The organism is Roseobacter litoralis Och 149 (genome assembly GCF_000154785.2).
GTDB classification, from domain to species: domain Bacteria; phylum Pseudomonadota; class Alphaproteobacteria; order Rhodobacterales; family Rhodobacteraceae; genus Roseobacter; species Roseobacter litoralis.
The window spans coordinates 1,881,534-1,908,310 of sequence record NC_015730.1; the positions used below are offsets into that span (position 1 = coordinate 1,881,534).

The following is a 26,777-nucleotide window of genomic DNA, read 5'->3' on the forward strand; positions in this document are numbered from 1 at the left end:
CGTCTTTGCAAATCTATTTGCGCGAGAGCAGCATAGAAGGCAAGAAAGTGCTACCTGATTTATGCGCACAGTGTTGTGAACGCTTTACCATTGGCCCATGTTTGCGCTAACACTCACCCGAGCCGAATCCGGCCTGCTACATGAGGTGCCCATCATGGTTTCACGCGTTATTCCGGTTGATCCATTTGATCTGGTCGTATTCGGGGGCACGGGCGACCTTGCCCGACGCAAGATCTTGCCCGCTTTGTTTCGACGCTTCTGTGCCGGGCAAATGCCGAAAACGGCGCGGATCATCGGTGCCGCCAGATCGGATATGTCTGATGCTTCCTATGCGCAGCTCGTCGCTGATGCGGTCCGTGAATTCAGTCCGGGTGCAGAAAGCCATGCGGAGATGCTGGATGACTTTTTGAAAGGCGTCTCTTACGTTCAGATTGACGCCATGGGCGAGGACGGATGGGCAGAGCTGACCCAAAAGGTGACGTCAGTGGACCGGGTCGAGGCCTATTACTTTTCTGTGGCGCCCTCCTTGTTCGGCCCGCTGGCGGAGCGTTTGCAAGGCCATGGGCTGGCCGACCGAAAAGCACGGATTGTTGTGGAAAAGCCCTTTGGGCGAGATCTCGAAACGGCCAAAGCGCTGAATGCGACGCTCGCGCGGTATTTTGACGAAACGCAGATTTACCGCATCGATCATTATCTGGGCAAGGAAACCGTGCAGAACCTGATGGCTGTGCGTTTTGGCAACATGTTGTTCGAGCCCCTCTGGAACAGCCAGTTTGTCGACCATATTCAGGTGACTGTTGCTGAAACCGTAGGAGTAGGCGGGCGCGGCGAATACTACGACCGGGCAGGGGCCATGCGCGATATGGTTCAAAACCACCTGATGCAGCTTTTGTGTCTGATCGCGATGGAGCCCCCCGCGCGGTTTGATCCTGATGCGGTACGGGACGAAAAGCTGAAGGTGATCCGCGCCCTTGAACCGGTGGAGCCGCACCACATCGTCCGGGGGCAATATGAAGCGGATGCAAACGATATTGAAAATCATCCCGATTACCGGACGGCGGCGGGCAACCCACGCTCAAAGACAGAGAGCTTTGTGGCACTGAAAACGCATATCGCCAACTGGCGTTGGGCCGGTACGCCGTTTTATCTGCGCACTGGCAAGCGCATGCGCGAGCGTTCCAGTGAGATATCGATCGTGTTCAAGGAAACCCCGCATTCCATCTTTGCCGAAGACGCAGGGCGGCACCGCAATGTCCTGTCGATCAAGCTTCAGCCCAATGAAGGCATCACACTTGGCGTGACAATCAAAGAACCGGGCCCTGGCGGTATGCGTCTGATTGATGTGCCGTTGGATATGACCTTTGCGGAAGCGCTTGGCCCGGATGGCGGTGAATCAGTGGATGCTTATGAGCGGTTGATCATGGATGTGATCAGGGGCAATCAAACGTTGTTCATGCGCGGTGATGAAGTAGAGGCGGCATGGGGTTGGACCGATCCCATCATTCAAGGCTGGACAGACCGGGGCGATGTGCCGAAACCCTATGACAGTTTCAGCGACGGGCCGGATGCATCCGCGCAATTGATGGGCCGGGACAACAGAGAATGGCGAAAGATCTGAACCATGCAAATCATTGAGTATATCGACAGGGACATTGCGGCCATCGGCGTGGCGGACGCGCTGGCAAGTGGTTTGAAAAACGCACTTTTGATACAGGATAAGGTCAGTCTCGCGGTGCCGGGTGGCACGACACCGGGGCCGATTTTTGACGTGCTCTGTGCGGCAGATCTGGACTGGGACCGGGTCACGATCATGCTGACGGATGAGCGGTGGGTGCCGGAAGACCACGAACGCTCAAACACAGCATTGGTTAAATCGCGCTTGATGCAGGGGCCCGCCGCCAAGGCGCAGTTCTTGCCATTTTACAGGGCAGGGGAAACAGCGCATGAGGCCGCACCGGTATTGTCTGAAACCGTGAGAGCACAGATGCCTTTGTCGATGGTCGTGCTGGGCATGGGCAATGACATGCACACCGCCTCTCTTTTTCCGGGTGCCAAAGGACTGTCGCAAGCCTTGCACCCCGACGCGCCCGCGCTGTGTCCGATTGAGGCCAGCAGCCAGCCTGATGTACGCATCACGCTTAGCGCGGCGGCTTTGAAGGGGGCGATGGACAAGCACCTGATCATATTCGGACAAGACAAGCGCGCGGCACTGGAGGACGCAATGGGTCGACCGCCAGAGGAAGCGCCGATCGCTGGTGTCATTCAAGGGGGAACAATCCATTGGGCCGCATGACTTCGACGTGGGATGCGTTGCGCGAAAAACAGGCGCAGGTAGCGGGCAGGTCAATCCTGTCTTTGTTTGATGATCCGGCCCGCGCGCGGAAATTCAGCGCCAGAACCGGCGATATGCTTTTTGATTTTGCCAAGACGAACATCGACGATGAAACGCTGAAACTGCTGTCGCAGTTGCTCGAAACGTCTGGCATGGCGGAAAAGCGCGCGGCGATGTTCGCGGGCCAGCCCATCAATGACACCGAAGGGCGCGCGGTGTTGCACACGGCACTGCGCAATCTGGACGGTGGCCCGGTGCAGGTGGACGGTGCCGATGTCATGCCGGGCGTTCTGACCGCGCTTGACCGGATGCGGGCCTTCGCACGGCTGGTGCGTGACAGCGATGTAACTGATGTGGTCAATATCGGAATTGGCGGATCTGATCTGGGGCCTGCGATGGCCGTTGCGGCATTGTCGCCCTATCATGATGGGCCGCGGTGCCACTTCGTCTCGAATGTAGATGGGGCGCATATCGCAGACACGCTGCGTGGGTTGAATGCGAAGACTACGCTCGTCATCGTGGCTTCCAAGACGTTCACGACCATTGAAACAATGACGAATGCGCGCACTGCGCGTGCCTGGATGACCGAACATGGGGGCGACCCACAGGTCCAGTTTGCGGCACTGTCCACAGCGGATGAACTGACAGCCGCTTTTGGCATCCCGCCCGAGCGGGTTTTTGGTTTCGAGGATTGGGTCGGTGGGCGGTACTCAGTCTGGGGGCCGATTGGCCTGTCGCTCATGATCGCGATTGGACCCAAGGGGTTTGATGCCTTTCTGCGGGGTGGACAGGCAATGGACCGGCATTTTCAGGCCGCCGACTGGCGTGAGAATCTACCGGTGCTGCTTGCTCTTGTGGGTGTGTGGCACGCGCAGGTGTGCGGTTACAGCAGCCGTGCTGTGCTTCCCTATGATCAGCGCCTGTCAAAGCTGCCTGATTACCTGCAGCAACTCGAAATGGAATCGAATGGCAAAAGTGTCCAGATCGATGGTGATGATGTTATCGGGGACAGTGGGCCGATTGTCTGGGGGGCCGCAGGGACCAATGGGCAACATGCCTTTTACCAACTGATCCATCAGGGGACGCGTGTGATCCCGTGCGAATTCCTGGTGGCGGCCGAAGGACATGAAGCCGAGCTGGCCCATCACCACAATCTGCTGGTCGCAAATTGCCTCGCGCAGTCAGAGGCTCTGATGCGGGGGCGGTCGCTGAATGAAGCGCGCGACAAGATGGTCAAAGCGGGCTTTACGGGCTCGGAACTTGAGCGTCAGGCGCGTCACCGTGTCTTTGCGGGCAACAGGCCCTCGGTTACCTTGGTGTATCCCAAACTTGATCCGTTTTTGTTGGGGCAGATTATTGCGCTCTATGAACACCGGGTGTTCGTGGAGGGCGTTATCCTTGGCATCAACTCCTACGACCAATGGGGCGTCGAATTGGGCAAAGAGCTTGCCACGTCGCTACAACCGATTGTGGATGGGGAAGCACCTGCAGATGGCAAAGACAGCTCAACCGCTCAGTTGGTGGGGTATGTAATAGCAAACAGAGGGTAAATCGCGCGCGTTACGTCTCTTTTTGTGCGCCATCAACCTCGATAAATCGCTGTTTCAGGTCGTCAGGAATTGCATAACGCCCACTTCCGTCCGGGTGCAATAAGACGAGAACACATTGGAATGTCGCGCGGATCGTGCCGCCCGACCAAAGTTCCTGATACATCGAAAAGGACGTGTTGCGAAAAGCGGTGCAGCCACAGGTCACAACATAATCTTCATCCAGCAACATTTCCTGACGGTAGTGAATAGTGCCTGATCGGATCACAATACGCGGCCCCTCAACGCCTCCAAAGCTGCGGCTGAGGCCCCAAATCTGTGTGTACTTGACGCGAACACGTTCAAACCACTGCATATAGACGGCGTTATTCACATGTTGCAGAACATCCAGTTCAGAAAACCGCACCTGATCGGCCATGGCCAAAGGGGCAGGCGGCGTGATGCCCAACTGAGCCTGCATGTCCGCAGGCAAGGGTGTGTGGTAAGCGAGTGTCATGCCGCGCATTTAGCGTGACGCGCAGGGATTGCCAAGGGTTGCGTCAGCACCAAGGGTATCGGGCAAAAGGCTGACATAAATACGGTTACGCATCATGCCAGTTGCCTTGGATATCAAGCGACTGCTGTGCGCTCATTTCTTTCCGAAATGACACCACACGAGTAAACGCCCGTTTTCAGTGAACTGTTATCTTCAGCACATAAATACGCGTTGAGAAAAGATGGAGCGGGTAACGAGAATCGAACTCGTAACTAAAGCTTGGGAAGCTGCCGTGATACCTTTTCACCATACCCGCCTTGCGCTGCTGTTAGCGAACCTGTGCAATACCGTCAAGCAATCCGCACCTGTTTGCCTCATTGGTCTGTTTTCCTGCGCGTCAGGTCGCGTCAGGCGCGCCGACGTCTGCGCCGCCCCCCACCGCTACCGTCCTCGGCACCGCCGCCCGTGTTAAACGTGGCGTCCGGCAAGGAAACTATGGAATTCAAAATGGGGAAGGGCTCAACCGAATTTGGAATGGCGGAGGCATTCACGAAATGTTCCTGAAAACGAGGTTCAATCGCGGTTTCGATCTTGTGGATGGCCCCGACCGTCGCTTCGATTTCCGCGCGCGCGGCTGTGTTGAGCAGCGCGATGCGCGCCCCTGTGCCTGCCGCATTTCCGGCGGATGTCACCTTGTCGAGCGGTGCATCCGGGATCATCCCCAACACCATCGCGTGTTTGGACGATATATGTGCCCCGAAAGCGCCCGCCAGAACCACGCGGTCAACCTTGTCGACGCCAAATTTATCCATCAGCAAACGCGCGCCGGAATAGAGCGCCGCTTTTGCCATCTGAATTTCGCGAATGTCGCGGTTCGTCACGGTAATACGGGGGCCGCCTTCTGCTTTGCCATCAAAGACGAGGTATGAATAGGTGCGCCCATCCAGAAAGCAACGTTCCGTGCCGGTCTGTTCTGGGGAACCGATCAGGCCGGGTGCATCGACGATGCCATTCATGCGCATTTCTGCGACCATCTCAATAATGCCGGAACCGCATATCCCGGTGATGCCGGAGGGCCCGACCTCTTTGCTGAAATCGGGATCATCTGACCACAGGTCAGAGCCGATGACCTTGAACCTCGGGTCTTTTGTTATTGGGTTTATTTCCACACGCTCAATGGCGCCGGGGGCGGCGCGCTGTCCGGAACTGATTTGCGCGCCCTCAAACGCGGGCCCGGTGGGCGAGGAACAGGCGAGCACCTTTTCCTTGTTGCCCAGCAGGATTTCCGCGTTGGTGCCCACGTCGACCACCAAAACCAGATCGTCGGATTTATCCGGGGCCTCGGACAGGGCCACGGCGGCGGCATCGGCCCCGACATGTCCTGCGATACATGGCAACAGATAGACCCGCGCGGAGGGGTGGATGTTCAGATCAAGATCATCGGCGCGCAGGCGCAACGCGTTATTGGTGGTCAGCGCAAAGGGGGCCTGCCCAAGCTCAAAGGGATCAATCCCGAGAAAAAGGTGGTGCATCACCGGGTTGCAGACAAAGACCGCATCCACGATCAGCGCCTTGTCGATCTGTGCCTCAGCGGCGATCTGGGTAAAGAGCGCGCGCATGCCTTCGCGCACCGCTTCGGTCATCTCATCCGCGCCACCGGCATTCATCATCGAATAGCTGACCCGGCTCATCAGGTCTTCGCCAAAGCGGATCTGGGGGTTCATCACCCCGGAAGAGGCGAGCACCTCGCCCGTTTGCAAATCACACAGATGCGCCGCAATTGTGGTTGAGCCGAGATCGACCGCCAGACCATAGACGGTGCCGTCGTAGTAGCCGGGCCAGATGTTCATGATGCGCGGCGGGTTTTCGGCATCGCCGAGATGCACAGCCACCGTAACTTTCCAGTCGCCCTTGCGCAGGATCGGCTGCATGCTTTGCAGGATATGCAGGTCCGCTGCGACGTTCTCCAGCTCCCATTGATCCCTTAACGCGTCACGCAGACGTTCCAGATCACCGGAGGGGTCGTGCATGTCCGGTTCGGCCACTTCGACGTAATAAAGCTTGGTCGATGGATCGAGGATAATGTCCCGCGCTTCAGCGCGTTTGCGCACGACCTGTTTATGCACCTGGCTTTCGGGCGGCACGTCGATCACCACATCGCCCTGCACCGTCGCTTGGCACCCCAGTCTGCGCCCGTCGATCAGGCCGCGTTTGTCTTTGTAGCGTTGTTCGACCTTGTTCCATTCGGACAGCGCGCCCTCACGTACGGTGACGCCATGTTTGGAAAATTCGCCGTAGCTTGGGGTGATCTGACATTTGGAACAGATGCCGCGCCCGCCACAGACCGAATCCAGATCAACGCCCAATTGGCGGGCAGCGGTCAGGATCGGTGTGCCGACCTCAAAATGGCCGCGTTTACCTGAGGGCGTGAATACGACGAGAGGATCATTGCGCATGGACATGTATCGCCTGTTGAATTGATTTGCCCCACCATAGGCCACAGCGCTGTCCAAGACAGCCGATCCGCGTCATTTGATGCGTCAGCCGCGGCATTCCTCTTTCGATTTTATCATAAACGTCATGAGGTTTTCGGGGATCAGCCGTCTAGGGCACAAGCGTTGGCGACTGTCCCCGCGCGTGAAAGATGAAACCAATCGTATTCAGCAGAAGCTGAGCCGCCAGAATGGAGGTGCAGCCGGTGGGGTCATAATCCGGTGCTACCTCCACCAGATCAAGGCCGATGATCGGGTTGCGCCCCGCCACGCCCTGCAACAGCTCAAGCACTTCATAATATAGAAATCCGCCATGGCTGGGCGTGCCCGTCCCCGGCGCGATGGAGGGGCAGAATGCATCAATATCAATCGTGATGTAGACAGGCACCCCGGCGGGCACGCTATCAAGCAGCTTTTCAAGCCCCATCTTGCGCGCCTGACGCACCGATATGATCTGCGAGCCCATGGCGCGGGCATCTGCGTATCCTTCGCGTGCGGTCGAGCTGACATTGCGAATGCCAACTTGCGTTAACCCGCTGACATAGCTCTGTTCGGCGGCACGGCGCATCGGATTGCCATGCCCGTGGCGCACCCCGTGGCGCTCATCGACAAAATCCAGATGCGCATCAATCTGCAGGATATGAAATGCCCCGCAGCTGTATTCCGGCCCGTTATAGGCCCGAATGCAGGGGATGTTGATGGAATGATCCCCGCCGATCACCACAGGCAGCGCGCCTGCGCGCAGGGCGGCCCGCACGCCGGTTTCGATGTTTTCATGGCTTTTTTCGGTTGCGGTATGCACGATATCCGCATCGCCCATATCGACGATCCTGATATCGGCAGGCAGATAGGTCGCATCATCCTCGTGATCATAAGCGCCTGCGTGACCAAAGCTGAACAGAGTGGACGCCTCACGCACACCGCGCGGGCCAAACCGTGCCCCGGCCCGCCATTGGGTGCCGCCATCAAAGGGCGCACCAAAGACGGCAACATCAGCGTCCAGTGTATCCCAGTCGGCCACGTAGGGGCGCTTGCCAAATGTTGAGATGCCCACAAAAGGTAAATCCAGCCTGCCGCTCGCGTAACTATGATCTGTCATGGTGTCCGTCCTATTGTCTTCAGGGCTAGCATTGCCCTGCGCTGGACCGCTTGGCAATCATCACACAGTGCCGCATGGACAATTTTGCCCCTTTTAATTTCGCGGGACCCATGAAATAGGAAACTGCCAAATGAACTGCTCCGATTGCGAGGTATGCCATGGAGATTCGTGAGGCTCTGACCTTTGATGATGTGTTGCTGGTGCCCGGTGCGTCTTCTGTGCTGCCATCGACTGCAGACACCCGGACGCGCGTCACGCGCACGATTGCGATGAACATCCCGCTGCTCAGCTCCGCCATGGATACGGTGACCGAGGCGCGCATGGCGATAGCGATGGCGCAGGCGGGCGGAATTGGTGTTGTCCACCGCAACCTGACCATCGAGGAGCAGGCGCAGGAAGTGCGGCGCGTCAAAAGGTTCGAGAGCGGGATTGTCTATAACCCGATCACTCTGCGCCCCGAGCAAACGCTTGCCGATGCCAAGGCCCTGCAGGATAGATACCGGGTCACCGGTTTTCCCGTGGTCGATGAGAAGGGGCGCGTTTTGGGCATTGTCACAAATCGCGACATGCGGTTTGCCAGTGATGACCGCACGCCCGTGTCCGTGATGATGTCGGGCGAAAACCTCGCCATCCTGCAGGAACCCGCCGACCGGGATGAGGCGATCAGCCTGATGAAAGCGCGGCGCATTGAAAAACTGCTGGTGACCGATGGGAATGGCAAGCTGACGGGGTTGCTTACCCTGAAAGATACCGAACAGGCGGTGCTCAATCCCACGGCCTGCAAGGATGAACTTGGCCGCTTGCGTGTCGCGGCGGCCACCACGGTGGGGGATGCAGGGTTTGAACGCTCTGCGGCGCTGGTTGATGCGGGTGCGGATATGATCGTGATCGACACCGCGCATGGTCATTCTGAGGGTGTCGCTGCCGCGGTCCGGCGCGCCAAAAGCCTCAGCAACGAAGTACAGATCGTAGCGGGCAATGTCGCCACAGGCGAGGCAACCCGCGCGCTGATCGATGCGGGTGCCGATGCGGTCAAAGTTGGCATCGGTCCGGGGTCTATCTGCACCACGCGCATGGTCGCGGGTGTCGGTGTGCCACAGCTTACGGCCATCGTTGACTGCGCGGCTGCGGCGGGTGACGTCCCGGTCATCGCGGACGGGGGGATCAAGTTTTCGGGCGATTTCGCCAAGGCGATTGCGGCAGGGGCTTCCTGCGCCATGGTCGGCAGCATGATCGCGGGCACCGACGAAAGCCCCGGTGAGGTGATCCTCTATCAGGGGCGCAGCTTCAAAAGCTATCGCGGGATGGGCAGCCTTGGCGCCATGGCCAGCGGGTCAGCGGACCGGTATTTCCAGAAAGACGCCGCAAGCGACAAACTCGTACCCGAAGGGATCGAGGGGCAGGTGGCTTACAAAGGGTCAGCGGGTGCCGTCATCCACCAACTCGTGGGTGGGTTGCGCGCTGCGATGGGCTACACTGGCTGTGCAACCGTGGATGAAATGCGCACCAACTGCAAATTCGTCAAGATTACAGGTGCGGGGCTGAAGGAAAGCCATGTGCATGACGTTCAGATCACACGTGAAAGTCCGAATTATCGGGTCGGATGACCAAATACTGCCCGTCCGCCTGACCTGAAAGAGAGACCGCCATGACACCCGCCGCGCGCATCGCTGCCGCCATCGAGATATTGGATGCTGTATCGCAAGGGCGCGCAGCTGAGCAGGCGTTAACGCGATGGGCGCGACAAAGCCGTTTTGCCGGGTCCAAGGATCGCGCGGCGGTGCGGGACCATGTCTTTGACGTGCTGCGCCTCAAGGATACGGTTGCGGCCCTTGGGGGCGGTGTGTCGGGCCGGGCGTTGATGCTTGGACTGCTGCGGTACAACGGCCTTGACCCTTCTGAGTTTTTCAACGCGCAGGGCTATGCCCCGGACCCGTTGTCCGATGAGGAACAAAGCCGGGGGACAGATCGGGATACAGCATGCGCGCTGTGGAACCTGCCAGAGTGGCTTGTGCCTGAGTTTGAGCGCAGTTTAGGGGCAGAGGCTGGCGCCGTGGCCGCGGCATTGACGCACCGCGGACCTGTGAGCTTGCGGGTCAACTTGAAAGAGGCGGATGTAGCAACCGCGATGCAAAACCTTCAAAGTGACGGCGTGGTGACAACTGCGAACCCTGTTGCGCAAACCGCTTTGACGGTGATTGAGGGCGCGAGACGGGTGAGGAACACGACGGCCTATCTGACGGGTCAGGTTGAATTGCAGGACGCCGCCTCGCAAGCCGTGATCGACGCATTGCCACAAGCGCTGACGTGTCTGGATTACTGCGCGGGCGGGGGCGGCAAGGCGCTGGCCATGGCGGCGCAACCCAACCGTCGGGTTTACGCACATGACAGTGATCCTGCCCGCATGCGGGATCTTTCCCCCCGCGCCGAGCGCGCGGGTGTCGGGATACAGGAACTTTCGACAGACCAATTGCGCACCCATATGCCGTTCGATCTGGTGCTGTGTGATGCGCCATGCTCGGGCAGTGGCGCATGGCGGCGCAGTCCTGAGGCAAAGTGGAGTTTTACCGCAGCGCGCCTTGAAGAACTTCAGGCGATCCAGCAGGACATTCTGCAACAGGCGGCGGTGCTTTTGAGCGAGAATGGCTGGCTCATTTATGCCACATGTTCAGTGCTCAAAGCTGAAAACGAAGATCAGGTAGAGACGTTTCTATCTAGGAACCCAGACTGGCAGTGCCGCTACCAAAGACGCTGGCCGCTATCGGAAAACTGTGATGGGTTCTACACGGCACACTTGACGCGCGGATAATTGCTGCAATACTCAACCTTAACGAGCACACCTGATCGTGGTTAAGTCGGGATTAACTCCTAGGGCGCTTTGATGACGGTGCGATTCGATCTAGGAGCGAGCGATTGTCCACAGGTGCCATACTTCCATCAAAACTGACCCAATTTGCGCTTGGTGCACAAAACAGATTTGGCGGCATAATGGTCGTCGCGGGCGTGCTTGCTGTTGTGGGCCTCGCAGCGCCACATGAGATTTTGCAGAAATCGTTTTATGCTGCCGCTGCCGCATTGGCTGTTTTGTGCATGATGCTGTTTGGGTTGGTGGGCGTTCATGTGAAACGTCAAAAAGCCACCCTGGCCACGCTATCCGATTTCATTGACAAGGATGCCGTCCCCAGTTTTCTGGCGCAGGCCGATGGGGCGATCCTGTCAAGCAATCAGGCCGCACGCACCCGGTTTCAGGCACAGGCAAGTGACACGCTTGCCGGTGCACTTGATAGAACGGTTGCGGATCCGGCGGGCATCCTGTTTCGCCTTCAGGCACGCGCAGACACCGAGGGATTTGCGCAAGAGGAGCTTGTGACCCGCAAGGGTCATATTCGTGTCGGCGTCAATAAACCCGGTTCAGATACCTATGTCTGGCGTGTTGAGGACGTTGTGGTGGCCGCAACCCAGCACGACGGACCGGTCCTGCCAATGATCCTCGTCGGTCGCAATAATGCGATTTTATATATGAATGATCCTGCGCGTGACCTCGTTGGGGGGCGTGTAACATCGCTGGATCGGTTGTTCAGAACGATGCCTGTGCAGTCCGGCGCCGTATGCGATATTCAGGGCGTCGAAGGTGTGACACAGGTACTTGTGTCCGAGTTGGCTGCCGGGGTAGGGCGCAAGGCGTTGTACTTGCTGCCACCGGGTCCACCGTCGGTGCGAGATGATGAATGGAACGTATTTGAAAACCTACCCGTTCCCCTGCTCAAGGTGGGGGCAGATGGGCAGGTTCAGGCATTTAACCTCATGGCGTCCAATCTGATTGGTGTTGCGTTGGAACGCGACGTCCATTTGTCAGACCTCATGGAGGGGCTTGGCCGTTCGATCACGGACTGGTTGACCGAAACCCTTGCCGGGCGCGCAACACAGCACACGGAGTTTCTCCGCCTCAAGCGCATCGACAAAGAGGTATTTGTTCAGGTGACCCTGAACAGGATTTCTGAAAGCGGCGATCCAACACTTATTGCGGTGCTCAGCGACGCAACCGAGCTGAAATCTCTCGAGGCGCAATTCGTACAAAGCCAGAAAATGCAGGCAATAGGCCAATTGGCAGGCGGTGTTGCGCATGATTTCAACAACCTTCTCACCGCCATTTCAGGTCATTGTGATCTGTTGCTGCTGCGCCATGATCAAGGCGACCCTGATTTTAGCGATTTGGTTCAGATCAATCAGAATGCGAACCGGGCTGCGGCTTTGGTTGGCCAACTTCTGGCCTTCTCGCGCAAACAGACCCTGCGTCCGGAAACGCTTGATATGCGCGATACGCTCGCTGATCTGACCCATTTGCTCAACCGGTTGGTGGGCGAAAAGGTGACGCTGACCCTCACGCATGATCCGGTTCTGCTGCCCATCCGCGCCGATAAGCGCCAACTGGAGCAGGTTTTGATGAACCTCGTTGTGAATGCACGCGACGCGATGCCCAATGGCGGCGAAATCCGCATTGAAACCCAGTGCATCAGACTTAAAGCACCGCTCAACCGCGACCGCGTCACTGTACCGGTGGGTGAATATGTCACCGTGCACGTGTCCGATGACGGTATTGGTATCCCGTCAGACAAGCTGCAAAAGGTGTTCGAGCCATTTTTCACGACGAAACGCACGGGGGAGGGCACCGGCCTCGGCCTTTCAACGGCTTACGGGATCGTCAAACAAACGGGCGCTTATATTTTTGTGGACAGTACCGTCGGCGTTGGGACGCGCTTTACCCTCTACTTCCCGGTGCTGGAACATAGAAAATCAGAGCCCGTTGCCAAACGAATAGAAACAAAAAAACCGACCGGTAAGCACGGTGATGGTGTGATCCTGCTGGTCGAGGACGAAGCACCGGTCCGGGCGTTTGCCAGTCGCGCGCTGCGCTTGCGGGGCTACACGGTCCTGGAGGCAGATTCTGCCGAAGCCGCCCTTAAGACGCTCGAGGATGAAACGCTGAACGTAGACGTTTTCGTGACAGATGTGGTCATGCCCGGTATGGATGGCCCTAGCTGGGTGCGCGAGGCACTGAAGGACAGACCGGATGTGCGTGTGGTATTTGTCTCGGGCTATGCCGAGGACAGCTTTGGCGAGGCGCAGATGAAGATACCCAACTCCGTCTTTCTGCCAAAACCATTTTCTCTCAATGACTTAACGGACACTGTTCACGAGCAGTTGCACTGATTTATTTCAAAATTACGCCCCGTACGTGTAAGGGTCACACATATTTGAAGAAATCAATTCGTGCCTTGGAAAGTTCCTCAATCACTCTTTAACCAGTTTCGGGGAAGAGTAGTTTCAGAAAATTTAAATTGAAATGTTCTCACTTTGGTCCCATAAGGAACGTAATGAGAACAAACGCACGGTGCACGTCAGCAGCGATTGCTGCAGCGGGCAAACTGTGACAGTAAGAGGAAATGAAATGGCAACGGCAGATCTACTCAGCATGAATAGCAAAAAATCCGCAGACAAACAAAAGGCGCTTGATTCCGCGCTGGCTCAGATTGAGCGCCAGTTCGGCAAGGGCTCGATCATGAAATTGGGCACCGCGGGGGCCGTGCAGGACATCACGGCCAGCTCCACGGGCTCGTTGGGTCTTGATATCGCCTTGGGAATCGGCGGTCTTCCGATGGGTAGAATCATCGAGATCTATGGACCCGAAAGTTCTGGTAAAACCACGCTGACCCTGCACTGTGTGGCAGAACAGCAAAAAGCGGGTGGCGTATGCGCCTTCGTGGACGCCGAACATGCGCTGGACCCGGCATATGCGAAAAAGCTTGGTATCGATCTGGACGAGTTGTTGATCAGCCAACCTGATACCGGGGAACAAGCGCTGGAGATCACTGATACGCTTGTGCGTTCCGGTGCCGTGAACATGGTGATTGTGGATTCGGTTGCCGCTCTGACGCCGAAGTCCGAGCTTGAAGGCGACATGGGCGACAGTTCCGTTGGTGTGCAGGCCCGCCTGATGAGCCAGGCGATGCGCAAGCTGACAGGATCGATCAGCCGCAGCAACTGCATGGTGATCTTCATCAACCAGATCCGGATGAAGATCGGCGTCATGTTCGGCTCGCCCGAGACGACAACGGGTGGTAACGCGCTTAAGTTCTACTCCTCCGTTCGGTTGGATATCCGGCGTATTGGCGCACTGAAAGACCGCGACGAAGTCGTTGGCAACCACACGCGGGTCAAGGTTGTCAAAAACAAGGTTGCCGCACCCTTCAAGCAAGTCGAATTTGATATCATGTACGGCGAAGGCATCTCAAAGATGGGCGAATTGCTGGATCTTGGGGTTGCCGCAGGTGTGGTGGATAAATCCGGGTCGTGGTTCAGCTATGGCGATGAGCGTATCGGGCAGGGGCGCGAAAACGCCAAAGGTTTCCTGCGTGAGAACGTCCAGATGGCGCTTGAGATCGAGGATAAGATCCGCGCGGCACATGGGCTTGATTTCGACATGCCGGCACATGAGAAAAAAGCAGACGACGACATACTTGAGGCCTGAAACGGCGTCAGGGTTCAGTTGATTGTTAAAGAGCGCGCCAAACGGTCGCGCTCTTTTCCATTTAAGCGCAAGCTGCTTGTGGACAGCCACGACCGACAGGGGTATTTGATCCTGAACTGAAATATCTCGCCCGAAGGCCCGCATCATGCAAACGCTGAACGATATTCGCTCAACCTTTTTGTCTTACTTTGAGAAACAGGGACATTCGGTCGTGGCCTCCAGCCCGCTTGTGCCGCGCAACGATCCGACGCTGATGTTTGCAAACTCTGGGATGGTGCAGTTCAAAAACCTGTTCACCGGGGTTGAAACCCGTGCCTACAAGCGCGCCACCACGGCGCAGAAATGCGTGCGCGCGGGTGGCAAGCACAACGACCTGGATAACGTCGGATACACGGCAAGGCACCACACGTTTTTCGAAATGCTGGGTAATTTCAGCTTTGGCGATTATTTCAAGGAAGACGCAATTCCTTTCGCCTGGAACCTCGTAACCCGTGATCTGGGCATCGACAAATCGCGTCTCTACGTCACGGTCTATCACACGGACGAGGAGGCCGCCGCGATCTGGAAGAAGGTCGGCGTGCCCGAAGACCGGATCATCCCGATCGCCACGAATGACAATTTCTGGATGATGGGACCGACGGGCCCTTGCGGTCCATGCACCGAGATTTTCTACGACCACGGGGATCACATCTGGGGTGGGCCCCCCGGATCGCCAGAAGAGGACGGCGACCGGTTCGTTGAAATCTGGAACCTCGTCTTCATGCAATATGAGCAATTTGAAGACGGAACACGCCGTGATCTGACCGCGCAGTCCATCGACACCGGTATGGGCATCGAGCGGGTTGCGGCCTTGTTGCAGGGCACCAACGACAACTATGCCACCGACCTGATGCGCAGCCTGATCGAGGCGTCGGCCGATGCCAGCAACACTGACCCCGATGGGCCATGCAAAACGCACCACCGCGTGATCGCAGATCATTTGCGGTCTACGTCGTTTCTGATGGCGGATGGGGTGATGCCATCCAATGACGGGCGCGGTTATGTTCTGCGCCGGATCATGCGGCGCGCCATGCGCCACGCACATCTATTGGGCGCAAAAGATCCACTGATGCACCAGCTGGTGCCTGCATTGGTGCAGCAAATGGGAGCTGCCTATCCTGAATTGGGTCAGGCGCAAAGCATGATCACGCAGACGCTCTTACAGGAAGAAACCCGCTTTAAACAAACGCTTGAGCGCGGTTTGAAGCTGTTGGATGACGAATTGAACGCGCTGCCCGATGGCGATGATCTGCCCGGCGCTGCGGCCTTCAAGCTATATGACACCTATGGTTTCCCGCTTGATCTGACGCAGGATGCGCTGCGCGAAAAGGGGCGCGGCGTTGATACTGACGGGTTTGATGCTGCGATGGCCGCGCAGAAAGCCAAGGCGCGCGCCGCCTGGTCGGGCACCGGCGAGGCCGCGGATGCGACGGTCTGGTTTGACGTGGCGGACGCTGAAGGAACAACCGACTTTCTTGGTTATGACACCGAAGTGGCCGAAGGGCAGATTGTGGCGCTTGTTCAGGACGGCGCGGCGACGGATACGGCCACAACCGGAGAGACCGTTCAAATAGCGCTGAACCAGACGCCTTTCTATGCAGAAAGCGGCGGGCAGGTCGGCGATTCAGGCGTGATCAAAACGGCTAAAGGAACCGCAACTGTTACGGATTGCCGCAAAACTGCGGATGTTTTCGTGCATACGGCCAAGGTCACCGAAGGGGTCATTTCCGTGGGTGAGGCGGCGCAATTGGCGGTTGATCCAGCCCGCCGCACGGCGATCCGCGCTAATCACTCGGCGACGCATTTGTTGCATGAGGCCCTGCGCGAGGCATTGGGTGATCATGTGGCGCAGCGCGGGTCCTTGAACGCAGAAGATCGGTTGCGCTTTGATTTCAGCCACACGCAGGCCTTGAGCAGTGAGGAACTGGCACGGGTTGAAGCAGACGTGAACACCTACATACGCCAAAACGCACCGGTTGAGACCCGCATCATGACGCCGGATGCCGCGCGGGAACTGGGTGCGCAGGCCCTGTTCGGTGAGAAATATGGCGATGAGGTTCGCGTGGTGTCCATGGGCCGCAAGGAAGGGTCTGCGAAGGGTTTGAACGGGGACACCTATTCGCTGGAACTCTGTGGCGGAACGCATGTGCGCCAGACCGGCGACATCGGCGCTTTTGTGGCGCTCGGGGATAGTGCCAGCAGCGCCGGTGTGCGCCGGATCGAAGCCCTGACGGGCGCTGCGGCGCTGGCGCATCTGCGTGCGCAGGATCAGCGTTTGGCCGAGGTCGCGTCGGATCTAAAGGCGCAGGCTGCTGATGTGCCAGAGCGTGTGCGCAGCCTTTTGGACGAACGGCGCGCCCTGTCCAACGAAGTTGCACAGCTGCGCCGAGAACTGGCGATGAGTGGCGGTAGCGGAAGTGCCGCGCCGGACGTCAAAGACGTGGCAGGGACGCCCCTCTTGGCGCAGGTGCTTTCAGGCGTGACGGGCAAGGATCTGCCCGGGCTCGTGGATCAGATGAAAGAACAAATGGGATCGGGCGTCGTTTTACTGATCGCCGATGCGGATGGTAAAGCAGCCGTTGCCGCAGGGGTTACCAAAGACCTTACGGAGAAAGTATCCGCCGTTGATCTCGTCAAGGCCGCCGTGTCAGCCCTTGGCGGCAAAGGCGGCGGTGGACGGCCCGACATGGCGCAGGGGGGGGCAAAAGATGCCTCCAACGCGGATGCCGCGATCGCTGCCGTGGAAACAGTTTTGAAAGGATAAATCGATGGGCGCGCTTTGGATTGCACATGTGAAGGTGACGGATGAGGACGCCTATGGAAAATACGCAGCCCTTGCCACAGAGGCCATCGCTGCGCATGGCGGGTATTTTATCGCCCGCGGTGGTCGGTTTGTGCAACTGGAAGGTCAGGCGCGCCCCCGCAATGTGGTTGCGCGGTTTCCCGATGTGGAATCGGCCGAAAAATGTTATAATTCAGAGGTCTATCAGCGGGCGTTAAGCCACGCGCGCGATGCATCTGAACGGGATCTGATGATCATCGAAACCACCGAATAGCGCCCGACAGACCGCCGGGCGCAAAAGGTGATTTAACCAGCACGCGCCATGCGCTTGCGTTCGTGCGGGTCCAGATAACGCTTACGTAACCGAATGGCCGTCGGGGTCACCTCGACCAGCTCATCGTCGTCGATATAGGCAATTGCCTCTTCCAGACTGAGTGTGATCGGCGTCGTCAATCGAACGGCCTCATCCGTGCCGGAAGCGCGCACGTTGGTCAGTTTCTTTCCCTTCAGCGGGTTCACTTCGAGGTCGTTTTCACGGCTGTGTTCCCCGATGATCATCCCGGTATAGACGTTGGCCTGCGCGCCGATCATCATCCTGCCGCGCTCCTCAAGGTTCCACAGGGCATACGCCACCGACGTTCCGTTTTCCATAGAAATCAGGACACCCGCGCGGCGACCCGGAATCGGTCCCTTATGGGGCGACCAGCCGTGAAAGACGCGGTTCAGAACACCGGTGCCGCGCGTGTCGGTCAGGAATTCACCATGATAGCCGATCAGCCCACGCGACGGCACATGCGCCACGATGCGCGTCTTGCCCGCGCCAGCCGGTTTCATTTCGACAAGCTCACCACGGCGCGCACCAGTAATTTTTTCGATCACAGCACCGGAATATTCATCATCGACGTCGATGGTCGCTTCCTCGATGGGCTCATGGCGCACGCCATCTATGTCGCGGAACAGCACCTGCGGGCGTGAAATCGACAATTCGAACCCCTCACGGCGCATGTTTTCGATCAGAACACCCATTTGCAATTCGCCGCGCCCTGCAACTTCGAACGCCTCTCCGCCGGGCGTGTCCGAAATCTTGATCGCCACGTTGCTTTCAGCTTCTTTCATCAGCCGTTCACGGATGACGCGCGACTGGACCTTTTTGCCATCGCGGCCAGCAAGCGGGCTGTCATTGATGCCGAAGGTGACGGTGATGGTCGGCGGGTCGATGGGCTGCGACGGCAGGGCCTCAGTGACCTGCGGGGCGACGATACTGTCGGCGACGGTTGCCTTGGACATGCCTGCGAGGCTGACGATATCGCCCGCTTCAGCCAGATCAATCGGTTGCTGGTTCAGCCCGCGAAAGGCGAGCACTTTGGTCACACGAAAGGATTCGATCTGCGAGCCATCCCGGCTCAGCGCCTTGACGGTTTCGCCCGCTTTCACGGTCCCGGCCTCAACCCGGCCTGTCAGAATGCGGCCGATGAACGGGTCAGCGCCCAGTGTTGTTGCCAGCATCTGGAACGGTTCGTCGCGCTGTGCCAGCTGCGCCGGGGCAGGGACGTGTTCGACGATCAAATCAAACAGCGCTGAAAGGTCCTTGCGCGGACCATCCAACTCGACATCTGCCCAGCCAGAACGCCCTGAGGCATACATGGCCGGGAAATCCAGCTGGTCATCATCCGCACCAAGGTTGGCAAAGAGGTCAAAACACTCATCCAGCGCGCGGTCAGGTTCGGCGTCTGGTTTGTCGACCTTGTTCAGCACAACAATCGGGCGCAGGCCAAGGGCCAGCGCTTTGGAGGTGACGAATTTCGTCTGCGGCATCGGCCCTTCGGCGGCGTCGACCAGCAGCACCACACCGTCGACCATCGACAGGATACGCTCAACCTCACCGCCGAAATCCGCGTGGCCGGGGGTGTCGACGATATTGACGCGCGTGCCTTTCCATTCCACCGATGTCGCTTTGGCCAGAATGGTGATACCGCGTTCGCGCTCCAGATCATTGCTGTCCATCGCCCGTTCTGTGGTCGCCTGGTTTTCTCGGTACGTGCCCGATTGCTTGAGCAATTCATCCACCAATGTGGTTTTGCCGTGGTCGACGTGAGCAATAATTGCGATGTTTCGCAGGTCCATGAGAGTGCCTCGATTTAACTGAATATGCGCGCCGCTCGGCGCAGCTTTTGGGGCCGCATACCGCGCAGCCTGCCAGAAAGCCAGCGATAATCGCCCCGGAACCGCGCAGAGTTAATGCTGCGTGGTATTTGACAACAGGTGAATGACGAGAATTCCCGACAGAATAAGCCCCAATCCGATGATCGCTGGCAGGTCGAGTCGTTGACCGAAAACCACAAAGCCAATGCAGGCGATAAAGACGATGCCCAAGCCCGACCAGATCGCATAGACGACGCCAACGGGCATGAATTTGAGGGTCAGGCCCAGCAGGAAGAAGGCCAGCCCATAGGCGATCACAACGACGATGGTGGGACCTGTGCGGGTGAACTGCTGACTGGCCTGAAGGGCCGTGGTGCCGATCGTTTCAAACAGAACGGCGAGAATCAGATAGAGGTAATGCATCGGCATGAGAGCGGCCCTTCTGGCGTTAGACCGGCAGACAGTGCGTGTCTTTGATCTGCTCCATCACGAAGCTGGCAGACACGTCAGACAAGGCCACACGCCGGATAAGTGATTGGTACAATCGGTCGTAATCCGCCATATCCGCCACGCGCGCACGGATCAAGTAATCAAGCTCTCCGGTCATGCGATACACACCCAAAACCTCGGGCATATCGCGCGTTGCGGCGCGAAATTCATGCACCCAGGCTTCGGAATGGGTGCTGGTGCGGATCAACATGAAAACCGTGAGGCCAAGGCCCAGTTTATCCGGATCAAGCAATGCGACACGATCCGTGATGACCCCCGCGCTTTCCAGCGCCTTGATCCGCCGCCAGCACGCGTTGCGGCTGAGGTTCACAGAATCGCTGATCGCTTCCAGCGACAGGCTTGCATCGCGTTGAAGAAGGTGAAGCAAGCGGCGATCTATGTCATCAAATGTCACAACTATTCCCAATATCTTGTGAATATTTCCCGCACTACGTACCAATAACGCAGATAAATGGGAAGTTGGTTGCACGGCATCACGGTATAAATGCCTGACAGTCAACGGAGGTCATCATGTTCCAACGTATTTTTCTTGCTCATCCCGCCGCAGTCGATGAGACGTTTTTGCAGCATATGGCCTTTGCGCTTCGCTTTGCCGGGCTTTTACTTGCGGCAGGGGGCGCAGCGTTGGTGCATGCCTTTATTCCCTGCCTGTTTGAAAAAACGGCATCGACGATCATCAGGAACCTTTACGAACGTACGCATAACCGGGGTCAGTAGCAGCGACCTGTGACGCTGAAGCTGCTCAACACGCCAGCGCCTTGTTCAGGTTCGTTTCTACTTTCTCCAGAAACCCTTGTGTTGTCAGCCAGCGTTGATCTGGCCCCACCAGCAGCGCGAGGTCTTTGGTCATAAACCCGCTTTCGACTGTATCCACGACCACTTTTTCCAGCGTTTCGGCGAAATTGAGCAAAGCGTCATTGTCGTCAAGCTTGGCGCGGTGCTTTAACCCGCCTGTCCATGCGTAGATCGAGGCAATTGAATTGGTCGAGGTCGCTTCGCCTTTCTGGTGCTGGCGATAATGGCGGGTGACGGTGCCATGCGCGGCTTCGGATTCGACGACCTGTCCGTCCGGTGTCATCAGCACTGACGCCATCAGCCCCAGTGATCCAAAGCCCTGCGCGACCGTGTCTGACTGCACATCGCCATCATAATTCTTGCAAGCCCAGACATACCCACCCGACCACTTCATGGCAGAGGCGACCATGTCATCAATCAGACGGTGTTCGTACCAGATGCCAGCAGCTTCGAATTTTTCCTTGAACTCTTCTTCGAAAACCTGCGCAAAGAGTTCGAGGAACCGTCCGTCATATTGTTTCAGAATGGTGTTTTTCGTGGACAGATACACGGGCCAGCCCAGATTGAGACCATAGTTGAGGGACGCGCGCGCAAAGTCGATGATGGATTTGTCGAGGTTGTACATCGCCATCACGACACCGCTGTCGGGCGCGTCAAAGACCTCACGCTCAATCTCCGTGCCGTCTTCTCCGACAAATTTGAGGGTCAGCTTACCCTTGCCGGGAAACTTGAAATCTGTCGCGCGGTATTGATCGCCATAGGCGTGTCGCCCCACAACGATGGGTTTCGTCCAGCCCGGCACGAGGCGCGGCACGTTCCGGCAAATGATCGGCTGGCGAAAGATCACCCCGCCCAGAATGTTGCGGATCGTGCCATTGGGCGAGCGCCACATCTGTTTCAGGCCGAACTCTTCGACGCGAGCTTCATCTGGCGTGATCGTCGCGCATTTGACCCCGACACCGTGTTCCTTGATCGCATGGGCTGCATCCACGGTGATCTGATCATCCGTGGCATCGCGGGATTCCATGCCCAGATCATAGTATTTCAGATCAACGTCCAGATAAGGCAGGATCAGCTTTTGCTTGATGAAATCCCATATAATGCGGGTCATTTCATCCCCATCGAGTTCCACAACGGGGTTTTGCACTTTGATCTTTGTCACCGGAATCTCCTGCTTCTTAGCTGGGTGTCACGGTGGCCATAGCGCAATTCATGGGGGCTGCATAGATTTAAGTATACAAATGTATACCGAAAAAGCGTCAAAGTTTATTTCTTGGACATCTTTTGGAAAAATGCTTCCAGTTTCGGAAACAACCACTGCCAAAGACGCGGTGCGCCTTTTTGAACAGGTGTGCCCACACGCTGTGAAAGCTGATCGATGGTGACGCCATATTCAAGCCATGAACCGCCGCCGTTTGCCATGTTGGAAATAGGCGGCTGTACCCGGTCGATGGATTTGGCAAAAACTGCATCCGGGGTTTCGGCCGCTTCGAATTCATCCCAGATTTCGCGGAACGCCTTTGCCTGATCTTCTGGCAACAGGCCGAACAGGCGATCCGCCGCGATTTGTTCCTGCGCCTCTTGTGCGGCAGCATCCACAGTCCCGTGGATCGGGTTGTCGCCCGCGTCGATTTCTACGATGTCATGCAGCAGCAGCATCTTGAGCACCCGGTCGATGCGCACGTCCGGACCCGCCTGATCCGCCAGCACGAAGGCATAGAGCATCACGTGCCACGAGTGTTCGGCGGAGTTTTCATAGCGGGAATTGTCATGCAGCCGTGAGGCGCGCATGACCGATTTCAACTGGTCCGCCTCGCTCAGAAAGGCGATCTGTGCTGCCAGCCGATCACTCATCCTTCGGGGCCGGCAAGCTGCGCGCGAGGTCTTCTTTGATCTTGCCCAGAACCTCGCGGGCACGCTGTTCGGCCCGTCTGACCCGCACAGCAGTCAGATAGGCCTCTTCCATGGTTTGCGAAGAGCCGCCAATGGTGTCTGCAACCCGCTGCACGAAAGCATCATCGCCCGTGGCGTTTATGATTTTTAGGCTTTCAAGCGCCAGTTCATCGGCGACATCTTCCACGATACCCATGGCCTACCGTGACGTTTCGGTCAGCCGACGTTTGACGTAATCCGTTGTTGTGTCGATCAGCGTTTCAAGATGCGGCTCTTCAAAGAAATGCCCGGCACCCTCGACCTGCTCATGGGTGATTGTGATGCCTTTTTGCTCGTGCAGCTTGCTGACGAGGGCTTCGGTATCGCTGGGTGGGGCCACGCGGTCTGCCGTGCCGTTGATCACAAGGCCAGAGGACGGGCAGGGGGCAAGAAACGAAAAGTCATACATGTTTGCAGGGGGTGCCACGGAAATAAATCCGGTGATCTCGGGGCGACGCATGAGCAATTGCATCCCGATCCAAGCGCCAAAGGAAAACCCGGCAACCCAGCAGTGTTTGGAATTGTTGTTCATCGACTGCAGATAATCCAGCGCGGAGGCGGCGTCGGATAATTCACCGATCCCCTGATCATATTCGCCCTGACTGCGGCCGACACCGCGGAAATTGAACCGCAGGACGGTGAATCCCATGTTATAAAATGCGTAATGCATGCGGTGCACAATGATATGGTTCATCGTGCCGCCAAATTGAGGGTGCGGGTGCAGGACAATCGCAATCGGCGCATCGCGCTCTTTTTGGGGGTGGTAACGACCTTCTAGCCGACCCTCGGGGCCGGGGAAAATGACCTCAGGCATGAGTGTCCCTGTGTATTGTGTCGCCAGCCCCACCTGAATTCTTGACGAGTTCGCATGGGGACCTTAGAACGGTTCTAATTAGATCGCAGATGACAAGACCTGCTGCGGACTATGGCCTTAAGGTTTAACGCGTCCCACGTCAATCAATTGACCGCGACGCGCATATCGGGGAATTGCGATGAAGCTATCGACAAAAGGGCGGTATGCGATGGTGGCACTTGCAGATATTGCAATGCAGCCGGGTGATAAACTGGTGTCGCTTGGCGATATCGCAACGCGTCAGGCAATTTCACTGGCTTATCTGGAACAGTTATTTGTCAAACTGCGCCGCGCAGACCTCGTTACTTCCGTGCGTGGGCCGGGGGGGGGATACCGTTTAAAAAGATCCCCGTCTGACATTCGGGTTGTGGAAATTCTCAGCGCTGTCGATGAGACCGTTGACGCGATGCACAAGGGGGCAGGCGCTTCTGGCGGCGCGTCGGGCAGTCAGGCGCAGTCCTTGACCAACCGCTTGTGGGAGAGCCTGAGTGCACATGTTTACGTGTTCCTGCATCAAACGCGGTTGTCGGATGTGATTGCCAACGAACTCGCGCCCTGTCCGGCTGTGCCCAACCTGTTTGACATCGTAGACGAGCCATCAGAGCACGCGTGACGCACGCGCAACGATTTTAGAAAGCCGACATGTGAGACGTATCTACCTCGATCACAATGCGACATCACCGCTGCGCCCCGAGGCGCGGGAGGCGATGCTTGCTGCAATGGATGTGGTGGGCAATCCATCCTCTGTGCATGCCGAAGGGCGCGCGGCAAAAGGCATGATGGAGCGCGCGCGTCGCGATATCGCCGAGGCATTGTGCGCCCAGGATGCAGAAATCATATTCACCTCTGGCGCCACCGAAGCCGCGGCACTTGCATGTGCCGGGCGCGATTTGAAAGCCAGCGATATCGAGCATGACGCGGTGCGCGCGTGGTGTGCGCCGCAGTTACAAGTGGACCCGCAGGGCGGCGTCTCGATTCATGATCCGGCGCATTCGGCCTTACAACGGGCCAATTCGGAAACCGGCATTTTGCAGAACTTACCCGAAGGCCTCGCCGTGAGCGACATGACACAGGCCTTTGGAAAGGTGCCGCTAGATTTCAATGCAAGCGGGGCACGCATGGCGCTGATCTCCGCCCATAAGCTCGGGGGTCCCAAGGGCGTCGGTGCTTTAGTGCTGCGCCGTGGTCAGGACATACCCGTGCAGATCAAGGGCGGCGGGCAGGAAATGGGCCGCCGGTCGGGCACTGAAAACCTGATTGGAATCGCTGGTTTTGCGGCCGCGGCGCGCGCGGCAAAGCGCGATCTGGACGCCGGGCGTTGGGAAGAAATCAAAGAACTTAGAAAGATTCTAGAAAACGCCCTTGCAGCCGAGACAAAGACAACTATTTTTATCGGGAAAGACGTTAACCGTCTGCCCAACACGTTGTGTTTTGCCACGCAGGGCTGGAAAGGCGAGGCTCAGGTGATCCAGATGGATCTCGCCGGGTTCGCCATCAGCGCAGGTTCCGCCTGCTCCAGCGGCAAGGTCAAAGCCAGCAGTGTTCTGCGCGCGATGGGACTGGATGAAGCAACCGCAAGCTGCGCCATTCGCGTGTCTTTGGGTTTGGAAACGACGAAAAATGAGGTCCTGCAGTTTGCGCAGACCTGGCTTGAAAAAGAAAAGAAATTTCGCGCCCGCGCGGCGTGAGCACTGGAGGATACGATGACAGCATTAGACCAGCCGATCACCGACGATACTCAGGTCAAAGAAGGCGTTGATCAGGACACGGTTGACGCCGTGCGTGAAGTGGGCGGCAAGTATAAACACGGCTGGTCCACAGACATCGAAATGGAATATGCGCCCAAGGGCCTGAGCCCGGACATCGTGCGTCTGATCTCTGAAAAGAACGAAGAACCTGAATGGATGCTGGAATGGCGTCTGGCCGCCTATGACCGCTGGCTGCAAAAGACAGAACCCAAATGGGCCATGGTCGATTACCCTGAAATCGATTTTCAGGATCAATATTACTATGCGCGTCCCAAGTCGATGGAGGTCAAGCCGAAGTCGTTGGATGAGGTCGACCCCAAGCTATTGGAAACTTACAAGAAACTCGGCATTCCGCTGAAGGAACAGATGATCCTCGCCGGTGTCGAAGGCGCCGAAGAACTGGGCGATGAGCCGCGCAAGGTTGCTGTGGATGCTGTGTTTGATTCTGTGTCCCTCGGAACGACGTTCCGCGACGAGTTGATGAAGGCGGGCGTGATCTTCTGCTCAATCTCCGAAGCGATCAAGGATCACCCAGAACTGGTGAAGAAGTATCTTGGCTCGGTCGTGCCGGTGTCTGACAACTACTATGCGACATTGAACTCGGCTGTGTTCTCGGACGGATCGTTTGTCTATGTGCCGCCGGGCGTGCGCTGCCCGATGGAACTTTCGACCTATTTCCGCATCAATGCCGAAAACACCGGTCAGTTTGAGCGCACGTTGATCATCGCGGATAAGGGCTCTTACGTGTCCTACCTTGAAGGTTGCACTGCGCCGCAACGTGACATCGCACAACTGCACGCCGCCGTGGTTGAGATCATCATCGAAGAAGACGCCGAGGTGAAATACTCCACCGTGCAAAACTGGTATCCCGGTGATGAAAATGGCGTGGGCGGCATCTATAACTTCGTGACCAAACGTGCCGATTGCCGGGGCGACCGGGCCAAGGTGATGTGGACGCAGGTTGAGACCGGATCCGCCGTGACGTGGAAATACCCGTCCTGCATTCTGCGCGGGGATGATTCACAGGGTGAATTCTACTCCATCGCCATCGCCAACAACATGCAGCAGGCCGACACCGGCACCAAGATGATCCATCTGGGCAAACGCACCAAGTCGCGGATCGTGTCCAAAGGTATTTCGGCGGGCAAGGCGCAGAACACATATCGTGGACTGGTATCGATGCACCCCAAAGCCAAGGAATCGCGCAACTATACCCAATGTGACAGCCTGCTGATTGGCGGGAACTGTGGCGCACATACGGTGCCCTACATCGAGGTCAAGAATAACTCGTCACGGGTGGAGCACGAGGCGACGACCTCCAAAGTGGATGACGACCAGCTGTTCTACTGCCGCTCGCGCGGTATGGACGAAGAAGAGGCCGTGGCGCTGGTGGTGAACGGGTTCTGCAAGGACGTGTTGCAGGCCCTGCCCATGGAATTCGCCATGGAAGCGCAGCAACTGGTGGCGATTTCGCTCGAAGGCTCGGTGGGCTAGTTCAAAAA

The 26,777-nt window shown here is 57.5% G+C and carries 23 protein-coding genes and 1 tRNA gene; 13 read left to right on the forward strand and 11 right to left on the reverse strand.

Features of this window, described 5'->3' with window-relative positions:
• The first annotated feature begins 154 nt into the window (after positions 1 to 154).
• Genes zwf through pgi form a run of 3 tightly spaced genes read left to right on the forward strand, consistent with a single transcriptional unit; the run spans position 155 to position 3,882 of the window.
• Positions 155 to 1,618 (forward strand): glucose-6-phosphate dehydrogenase, encoded by a 1,464-nt coding sequence (gene zwf, locus RLO149_RS08895; protein WP_013961748.1) that lies wholly within the window; start codon positions 155 to 157, stop codon positions 1,616 to 1,618.
• Positions 1,619 to 1,621: 3 nt separating this feature from the next.
• Complete coding sequence (gene pgl / locus RLO149_RS08900) at positions 1,622 to 2,293, forward strand: 6-phosphogluconolactonase (RefSeq protein ID WP_013961749.1); 672 nt, start codon at positions 1,622 to 1,624, stop codon at positions 2,291 to 2,293.
• Positions 2,290 to 3,882, forward strand: coding sequence for a glucose-6-phosphate isomerase (gene pgi, locus RLO149_RS08905; RefSeq protein ID WP_013961750.1), 1,593 nt, complete (start codon positions 2,290 to 2,292; stop codon positions 3,880 to 3,882). The genes pgl and pgi overlap by 4 nt, the downstream gene beginning before the upstream one ends.
• A gap of 10 nt (positions 3,883 to 3,892) precedes the next feature.
• On the opposite strand, the gene RLO149_RS08910 is transcribed toward pgi, so the two are convergent.
• The 4 genes from RLO149_RS08910 to speB form a co-directional block, all read right to left on the reverse strand.
• The gene (locus tag RLO149_RS08910) at positions 3,893 to 4,375 is read right to left on the reverse strand and encodes an acyl-CoA thioesterase (protein ID WP_044025596.1); all 483 of its coding nucleotides are present in this window, start codon (positions 4,373 to 4,375) and stop codon (positions 3,893 to 3,895) included.
• 221 nt (positions 4,376 to 4,596) lie between these two features.
• Positions 4,597 to 4,670: transfer RNA gene (locus RLO149_RS08915), tRNA-Gly, on the reverse strand.
• A 91-nt stretch (positions 4,671 to 4,761) separates the two neighbouring features.
• Positions 4,762 to 6,810, reverse strand: coding sequence for an ASKHA domain-containing protein (locus RLO149_RS08920; protein WP_044025597.1), 2,049 nt, complete (start codon positions 6,808 to 6,810; stop codon positions 4,762 to 4,764).
• A 148-nt stretch (positions 6,811 to 6,958) separates the two neighbouring features.
• Entirely contained in the window at positions 6,959 to 7,945 is a 987-nt protein-coding gene (gene speB, locus RLO149_RS08925) for an agmatinase (protein ID WP_013961753.1), read from the reverse strand.
• 158 nt (positions 7,946 to 8,103) lie between these two features.
• Between speB and guaB the strand changes: the two genes are divergently transcribed.
• From guaB to RLO149_RS08955, 6 genes are all read left to right on the forward strand, one after another.
• Positions 8,104 to 9,552, forward strand: a complete 1,449-nt coding sequence (gene guaB / locus RLO149_RS08930) for an IMP dehydrogenase (protein WP_013961754.1) — start codon at positions 8,104 to 8,106, stop codon at positions 9,550 to 9,552.
• A gap of 41 nt (positions 9,553 to 9,593) precedes the next feature.
• The gene (locus tag RLO149_RS08935) at positions 9,594 to 10,754 is read left to right on the forward strand and encodes an RsmB/NOP family class I SAM-dependent RNA methyltransferase (protein ID WP_013961755.1); all 1,161 of its coding nucleotides are present in this window, start codon (positions 9,594 to 9,596) and stop codon (positions 10,752 to 10,754) included.
• 179 nt (positions 10,755 to 10,933) lie between these two features.
• Positions 10,934 to 13,156 carry an ATP-binding protein gene (locus RLO149_RS08940; protein ID WP_245538168.1) on the forward strand — a complete coding sequence of 741 codons (2,223 nt, stop codon included), beginning with the start codon at positions 10,934 to 10,936 and terminating at the stop codon, positions 13,154 to 13,156.
• Between the two features lie 238 nt (positions 13,157 to 13,394).
• Positions 13,395 to 14,474 (forward strand): recombinase RecA, encoded by a 1,080-nt coding sequence (recA, locus tag RLO149_RS08945; RefSeq protein ID WP_013961757.1) that lies wholly within the window; start codon positions 13,395 to 13,397, stop codon positions 14,472 to 14,474.
• A gap of 145 nt (positions 14,475 to 14,619) precedes the next feature.
• Positions 14,620 to 17,277: an alanine--tRNA ligase gene (gene alaS / locus RLO149_RS08950; protein WP_013961758.1), complete on the forward strand. Its 2,658-nt coding sequence runs from the start codon at positions 14,620 to 14,622 to the stop codon at positions 17,275 to 17,277.
• Between the two features lie 4 nt (positions 17,278 to 17,281).
• Positions 17,282 to 17,569, forward strand: coding sequence for a DUF1330 domain-containing protein (locus tag RLO149_RS08955; protein WP_013961759.1), 288 nt, complete (start codon positions 17,282 to 17,284; stop codon positions 17,567 to 17,569).
• A gap of 32 nt (positions 17,570 to 17,601) precedes the next feature.
• Here the strand turns inward: RLO149_RS08955 and typA are convergent, their stop codons facing one another.
• The 3 genes from typA to RLO149_RS08970 form a co-directional block, all read right to left on the reverse strand.
• Positions 17,602 to 19,419 (reverse strand): translational GTPase TypA, encoded by a 1,818-nt coding sequence (gene typA / locus RLO149_RS08960; RefSeq protein ID WP_013961760.1) that lies wholly within the window; start codon positions 19,417 to 19,419, stop codon positions 17,602 to 17,604.
• A 111-nt stretch (positions 19,420 to 19,530) separates the two neighbouring features.
• Positions 19,531 to 19,866, reverse strand: a complete 336-nt coding sequence (locus tag RLO149_RS08965; RefSeq protein ID WP_013961761.1) for a DMT family transporter — start codon at positions 19,864 to 19,866, stop codon at positions 19,531 to 19,533.
• Between the two features lie 19 nt (positions 19,867 to 19,885).
• On the reverse strand, positions 19,886 to 20,341 hold the full coding sequence (locus tag RLO149_RS08970; RefSeq protein WP_013961762.1) for an Lrp/AsnC family transcriptional regulator: 456 nt from the start codon (positions 20,339 to 20,341) through the stop codon (positions 19,886 to 19,888).
• 116 nt (positions 20,342 to 20,457) lie between these two features.
• Here RLO149_RS08970 and RLO149_RS08975 point away from each other — a divergent pair, with 116 nt between their 5' ends.
• Positions 20,458 to 20,664: a DUF6356 family protein gene (locus tag RLO149_RS08975; protein ID WP_013961763.1), complete on the forward strand. Its 207-nt coding sequence runs from the start codon at positions 20,458 to 20,460 to the stop codon at positions 20,662 to 20,664.
• A 25-nt stretch (positions 20,665 to 20,689) separates the two neighbouring features.
• On the opposite strand, the gene RLO149_RS08980 is transcribed toward RLO149_RS08975, so the two are convergent.
• From RLO149_RS08980 to RLO149_RS08995, 4 genes are all read right to left on the reverse strand, one after another.
• Complete coding sequence (locus RLO149_RS08980) at positions 20,690 to 21,904, reverse strand: NADP-dependent isocitrate dehydrogenase (RefSeq protein WP_013961764.1); 1,215 nt, start codon at positions 21,902 to 21,904, stop codon at positions 20,690 to 20,692.
• Positions 21,905 to 22,008: 104 nt separating this feature from the next.
• Entirely contained in the window at positions 22,009 to 22,596 is a 588-nt protein-coding gene (locus tag RLO149_RS08985) for an HD domain-containing protein (protein WP_013961765.1), read from the reverse strand.
• Complete coding sequence (locus tag RLO149_RS08990) at positions 22,589 to 22,831, reverse strand: hypothetical protein (RefSeq protein WP_013961766.1); 243 nt, start codon at positions 22,829 to 22,831, stop codon at positions 22,589 to 22,591. The genes RLO149_RS08985 and RLO149_RS08990 overlap by 8 nt, the downstream gene beginning before the upstream one ends.
• 3 nt (positions 22,832 to 22,834) lie before the next feature.
• Positions 22,835 to 23,488, reverse strand: a complete 654-nt coding sequence (locus RLO149_RS08995) for an alpha/beta hydrolase (RefSeq protein ID WP_013961767.1) — start codon at positions 23,486 to 23,488, stop codon at positions 22,835 to 22,837.
• A gap of 178 nt (positions 23,489 to 23,666) precedes the next feature.
• Here RLO149_RS08995 and iscR point away from each other — a divergent pair, with 178 nt between their 5' ends.
• Genes iscR through sufB form a run of 3 tightly spaced genes read left to right on the forward strand, consistent with a single transcriptional unit; the run spans position 23,667 to position 26,769 of the window.
• Positions 23,667 to 24,140 carry a Fe-S cluster assembly transcriptional regulator IscR gene (iscR, locus tag RLO149_RS09000; RefSeq protein WP_013961768.1) on the forward strand — a complete coding sequence of 158 codons (474 nt, stop codon included), beginning with the start codon at positions 23,667 to 23,669 and terminating at the stop codon, positions 24,138 to 24,140.
• Between the two features lie 31 nt (positions 24,141 to 24,171).
• Positions 24,172 to 25,215 carry a cysteine desulfurase family protein gene (locus RLO149_RS09005; RefSeq protein ID WP_013961769.1) on the forward strand — a complete coding sequence of 348 codons (1,044 nt, stop codon included), beginning with the start codon at positions 24,172 to 24,174 and terminating at the stop codon, positions 25,213 to 25,215.
• A gap of 15 nt (positions 25,216 to 25,230) precedes the next feature.
• Complete coding sequence (sufB, locus tag RLO149_RS09010; RefSeq protein ID WP_013961770.1) at positions 25,231 to 26,769, forward strand: Fe-S cluster assembly protein SufB; 1,539 nt, start codon at positions 25,231 to 25,233, stop codon at positions 26,767 to 26,769.
• Positions 26,770 to 26,777: the final 8 nt, after the last annotated feature.

Excerpts from the sequence above, each read along its gene's own strand:
- RLO149_RS08995 (WP_013961767.1), bottom strand. The coding sequence starts at position 23,488 with ATGCCTGAGGTCATTTTCCCCGGCCCCGAGGGTCGGCTAGAAGGTCGT.
- typA (WP_013961760.1), bottom strand. The coding sequence starts at position 19,419 with ATGGACCTGCGAAACATCGCAATTATTGCTCACGTCGACCACGGCAAA.
- RLO149_RS08965 (WP_013961761.1), bottom strand. The coding sequence starts at position 19,866 with ATGCCGATGCATTACCTCTATCTGATTCTCGCCGTTCTGTTTGAAACG.
- iscR (WP_013961768.1), top strand. The coding sequence starts at position 23,667 with ATGAAGCTATCGACAAAAGGGCGGTATGCGATGGTGGCACTTGCAGAT.
- guaB (WP_013961754.1), top strand. The coding sequence starts at position 8,104 with ATGGAGATTCGTGAGGCTCTGACCTTTGATGATGTGTTGCTGGTGCCC.
- RLO149_RS08910 (WP_044025596.1), bottom strand. The coding sequence starts at position 4,375 with ATGACACTCGCTTACCACACACCCTTGCCTGCGGACATGCAGGCTCAG.
- zwf (WP_013961748.1), top strand. The coding sequence starts at position 155 with ATGGTTTCACGCGTTATTCCGGTTGATCCATTTGATCTGGTCGTATTC.
- speB (WP_013961753.1), bottom strand. The coding sequence starts at position 7,945 with ATGACAGATCATAGTTACGCGAGCGGCAGGCTGGATTTACCTTTTGTG.
- RLO149_RS08920 (WP_044025597.1), bottom strand. The coding sequence starts at position 6,810 with ATGCGCAATGATCCTCTCGTCGTATTCACGCCCTCAGGTAAACGCGGC.
- alaS (WP_013961758.1), top strand. The coding sequence starts at position 14,620 with ATGCAAACGCTGAACGATATTCGCTCAACCTTTTTGTCTTACTTTGAG.
- recA (WP_013961757.1), top strand. The coding sequence starts at position 13,395 with ATGGCAACGGCAGATCTACTCAGCATGAATAGCAAAAAATCCGCAGAC.
- RLO149_RS08985 (WP_013961765.1), bottom strand. The coding sequence starts at position 22,596 with ATGAGTGATCGGCTGGCAGCACAGATCGCCTTTCTGAGCGAGGCGGAC.
- RLO149_RS08990 (WP_013961766.1), bottom strand. The coding sequence starts at position 22,831 with ATGGGTATCGTGGAAGATGTCGCCGATGAACTGGCGCTTGAAAGCCTA.
- sufB (WP_013961770.1), top strand. The coding sequence starts at position 25,231 with ATGACAGCATTAGACCAGCCGATCACCGACGATACTCAGGTCAAAGAA.
- RLO149_RS08940 (WP_245538168.1), top strand. The coding sequence starts at position 10,934 with ATGGTCGTCGCGGGCGTGCTTGCTGTTGTGGGCCTCGCAGCGCCACAT.
- RLO149_RS08975 (WP_013961763.1), top strand. The coding sequence starts at position 20,458 with ATGTTCCAACGTATTTTTCTTGCTCATCCCGCCGCAGTCGATGAGACG.
- RLO149_RS08935 (WP_013961755.1), top strand. The coding sequence starts at position 9,594 with ATGACACCCGCCGCGCGCATCGCTGCCGCCATCGAGATATTGGATGCT.
- pgl (WP_013961749.1), top strand. The coding sequence starts at position 1,622 with ATGCAAATCATTGAGTATATCGACAGGGACATTGCGGCCATCGGCGTG.
- RLO149_RS08955 (WP_013961759.1), top strand. The coding sequence starts at position 17,282 with ATGGGCGCGCTTTGGATTGCACATGTGAAGGTGACGGATGAGGACGCC.
- pgi (WP_013961750.1), top strand. The coding sequence starts at position 2,290 with ATGACTTCGACGTGGGATGCGTTGCGCGAAAAACAGGCGCAGGTAGCG.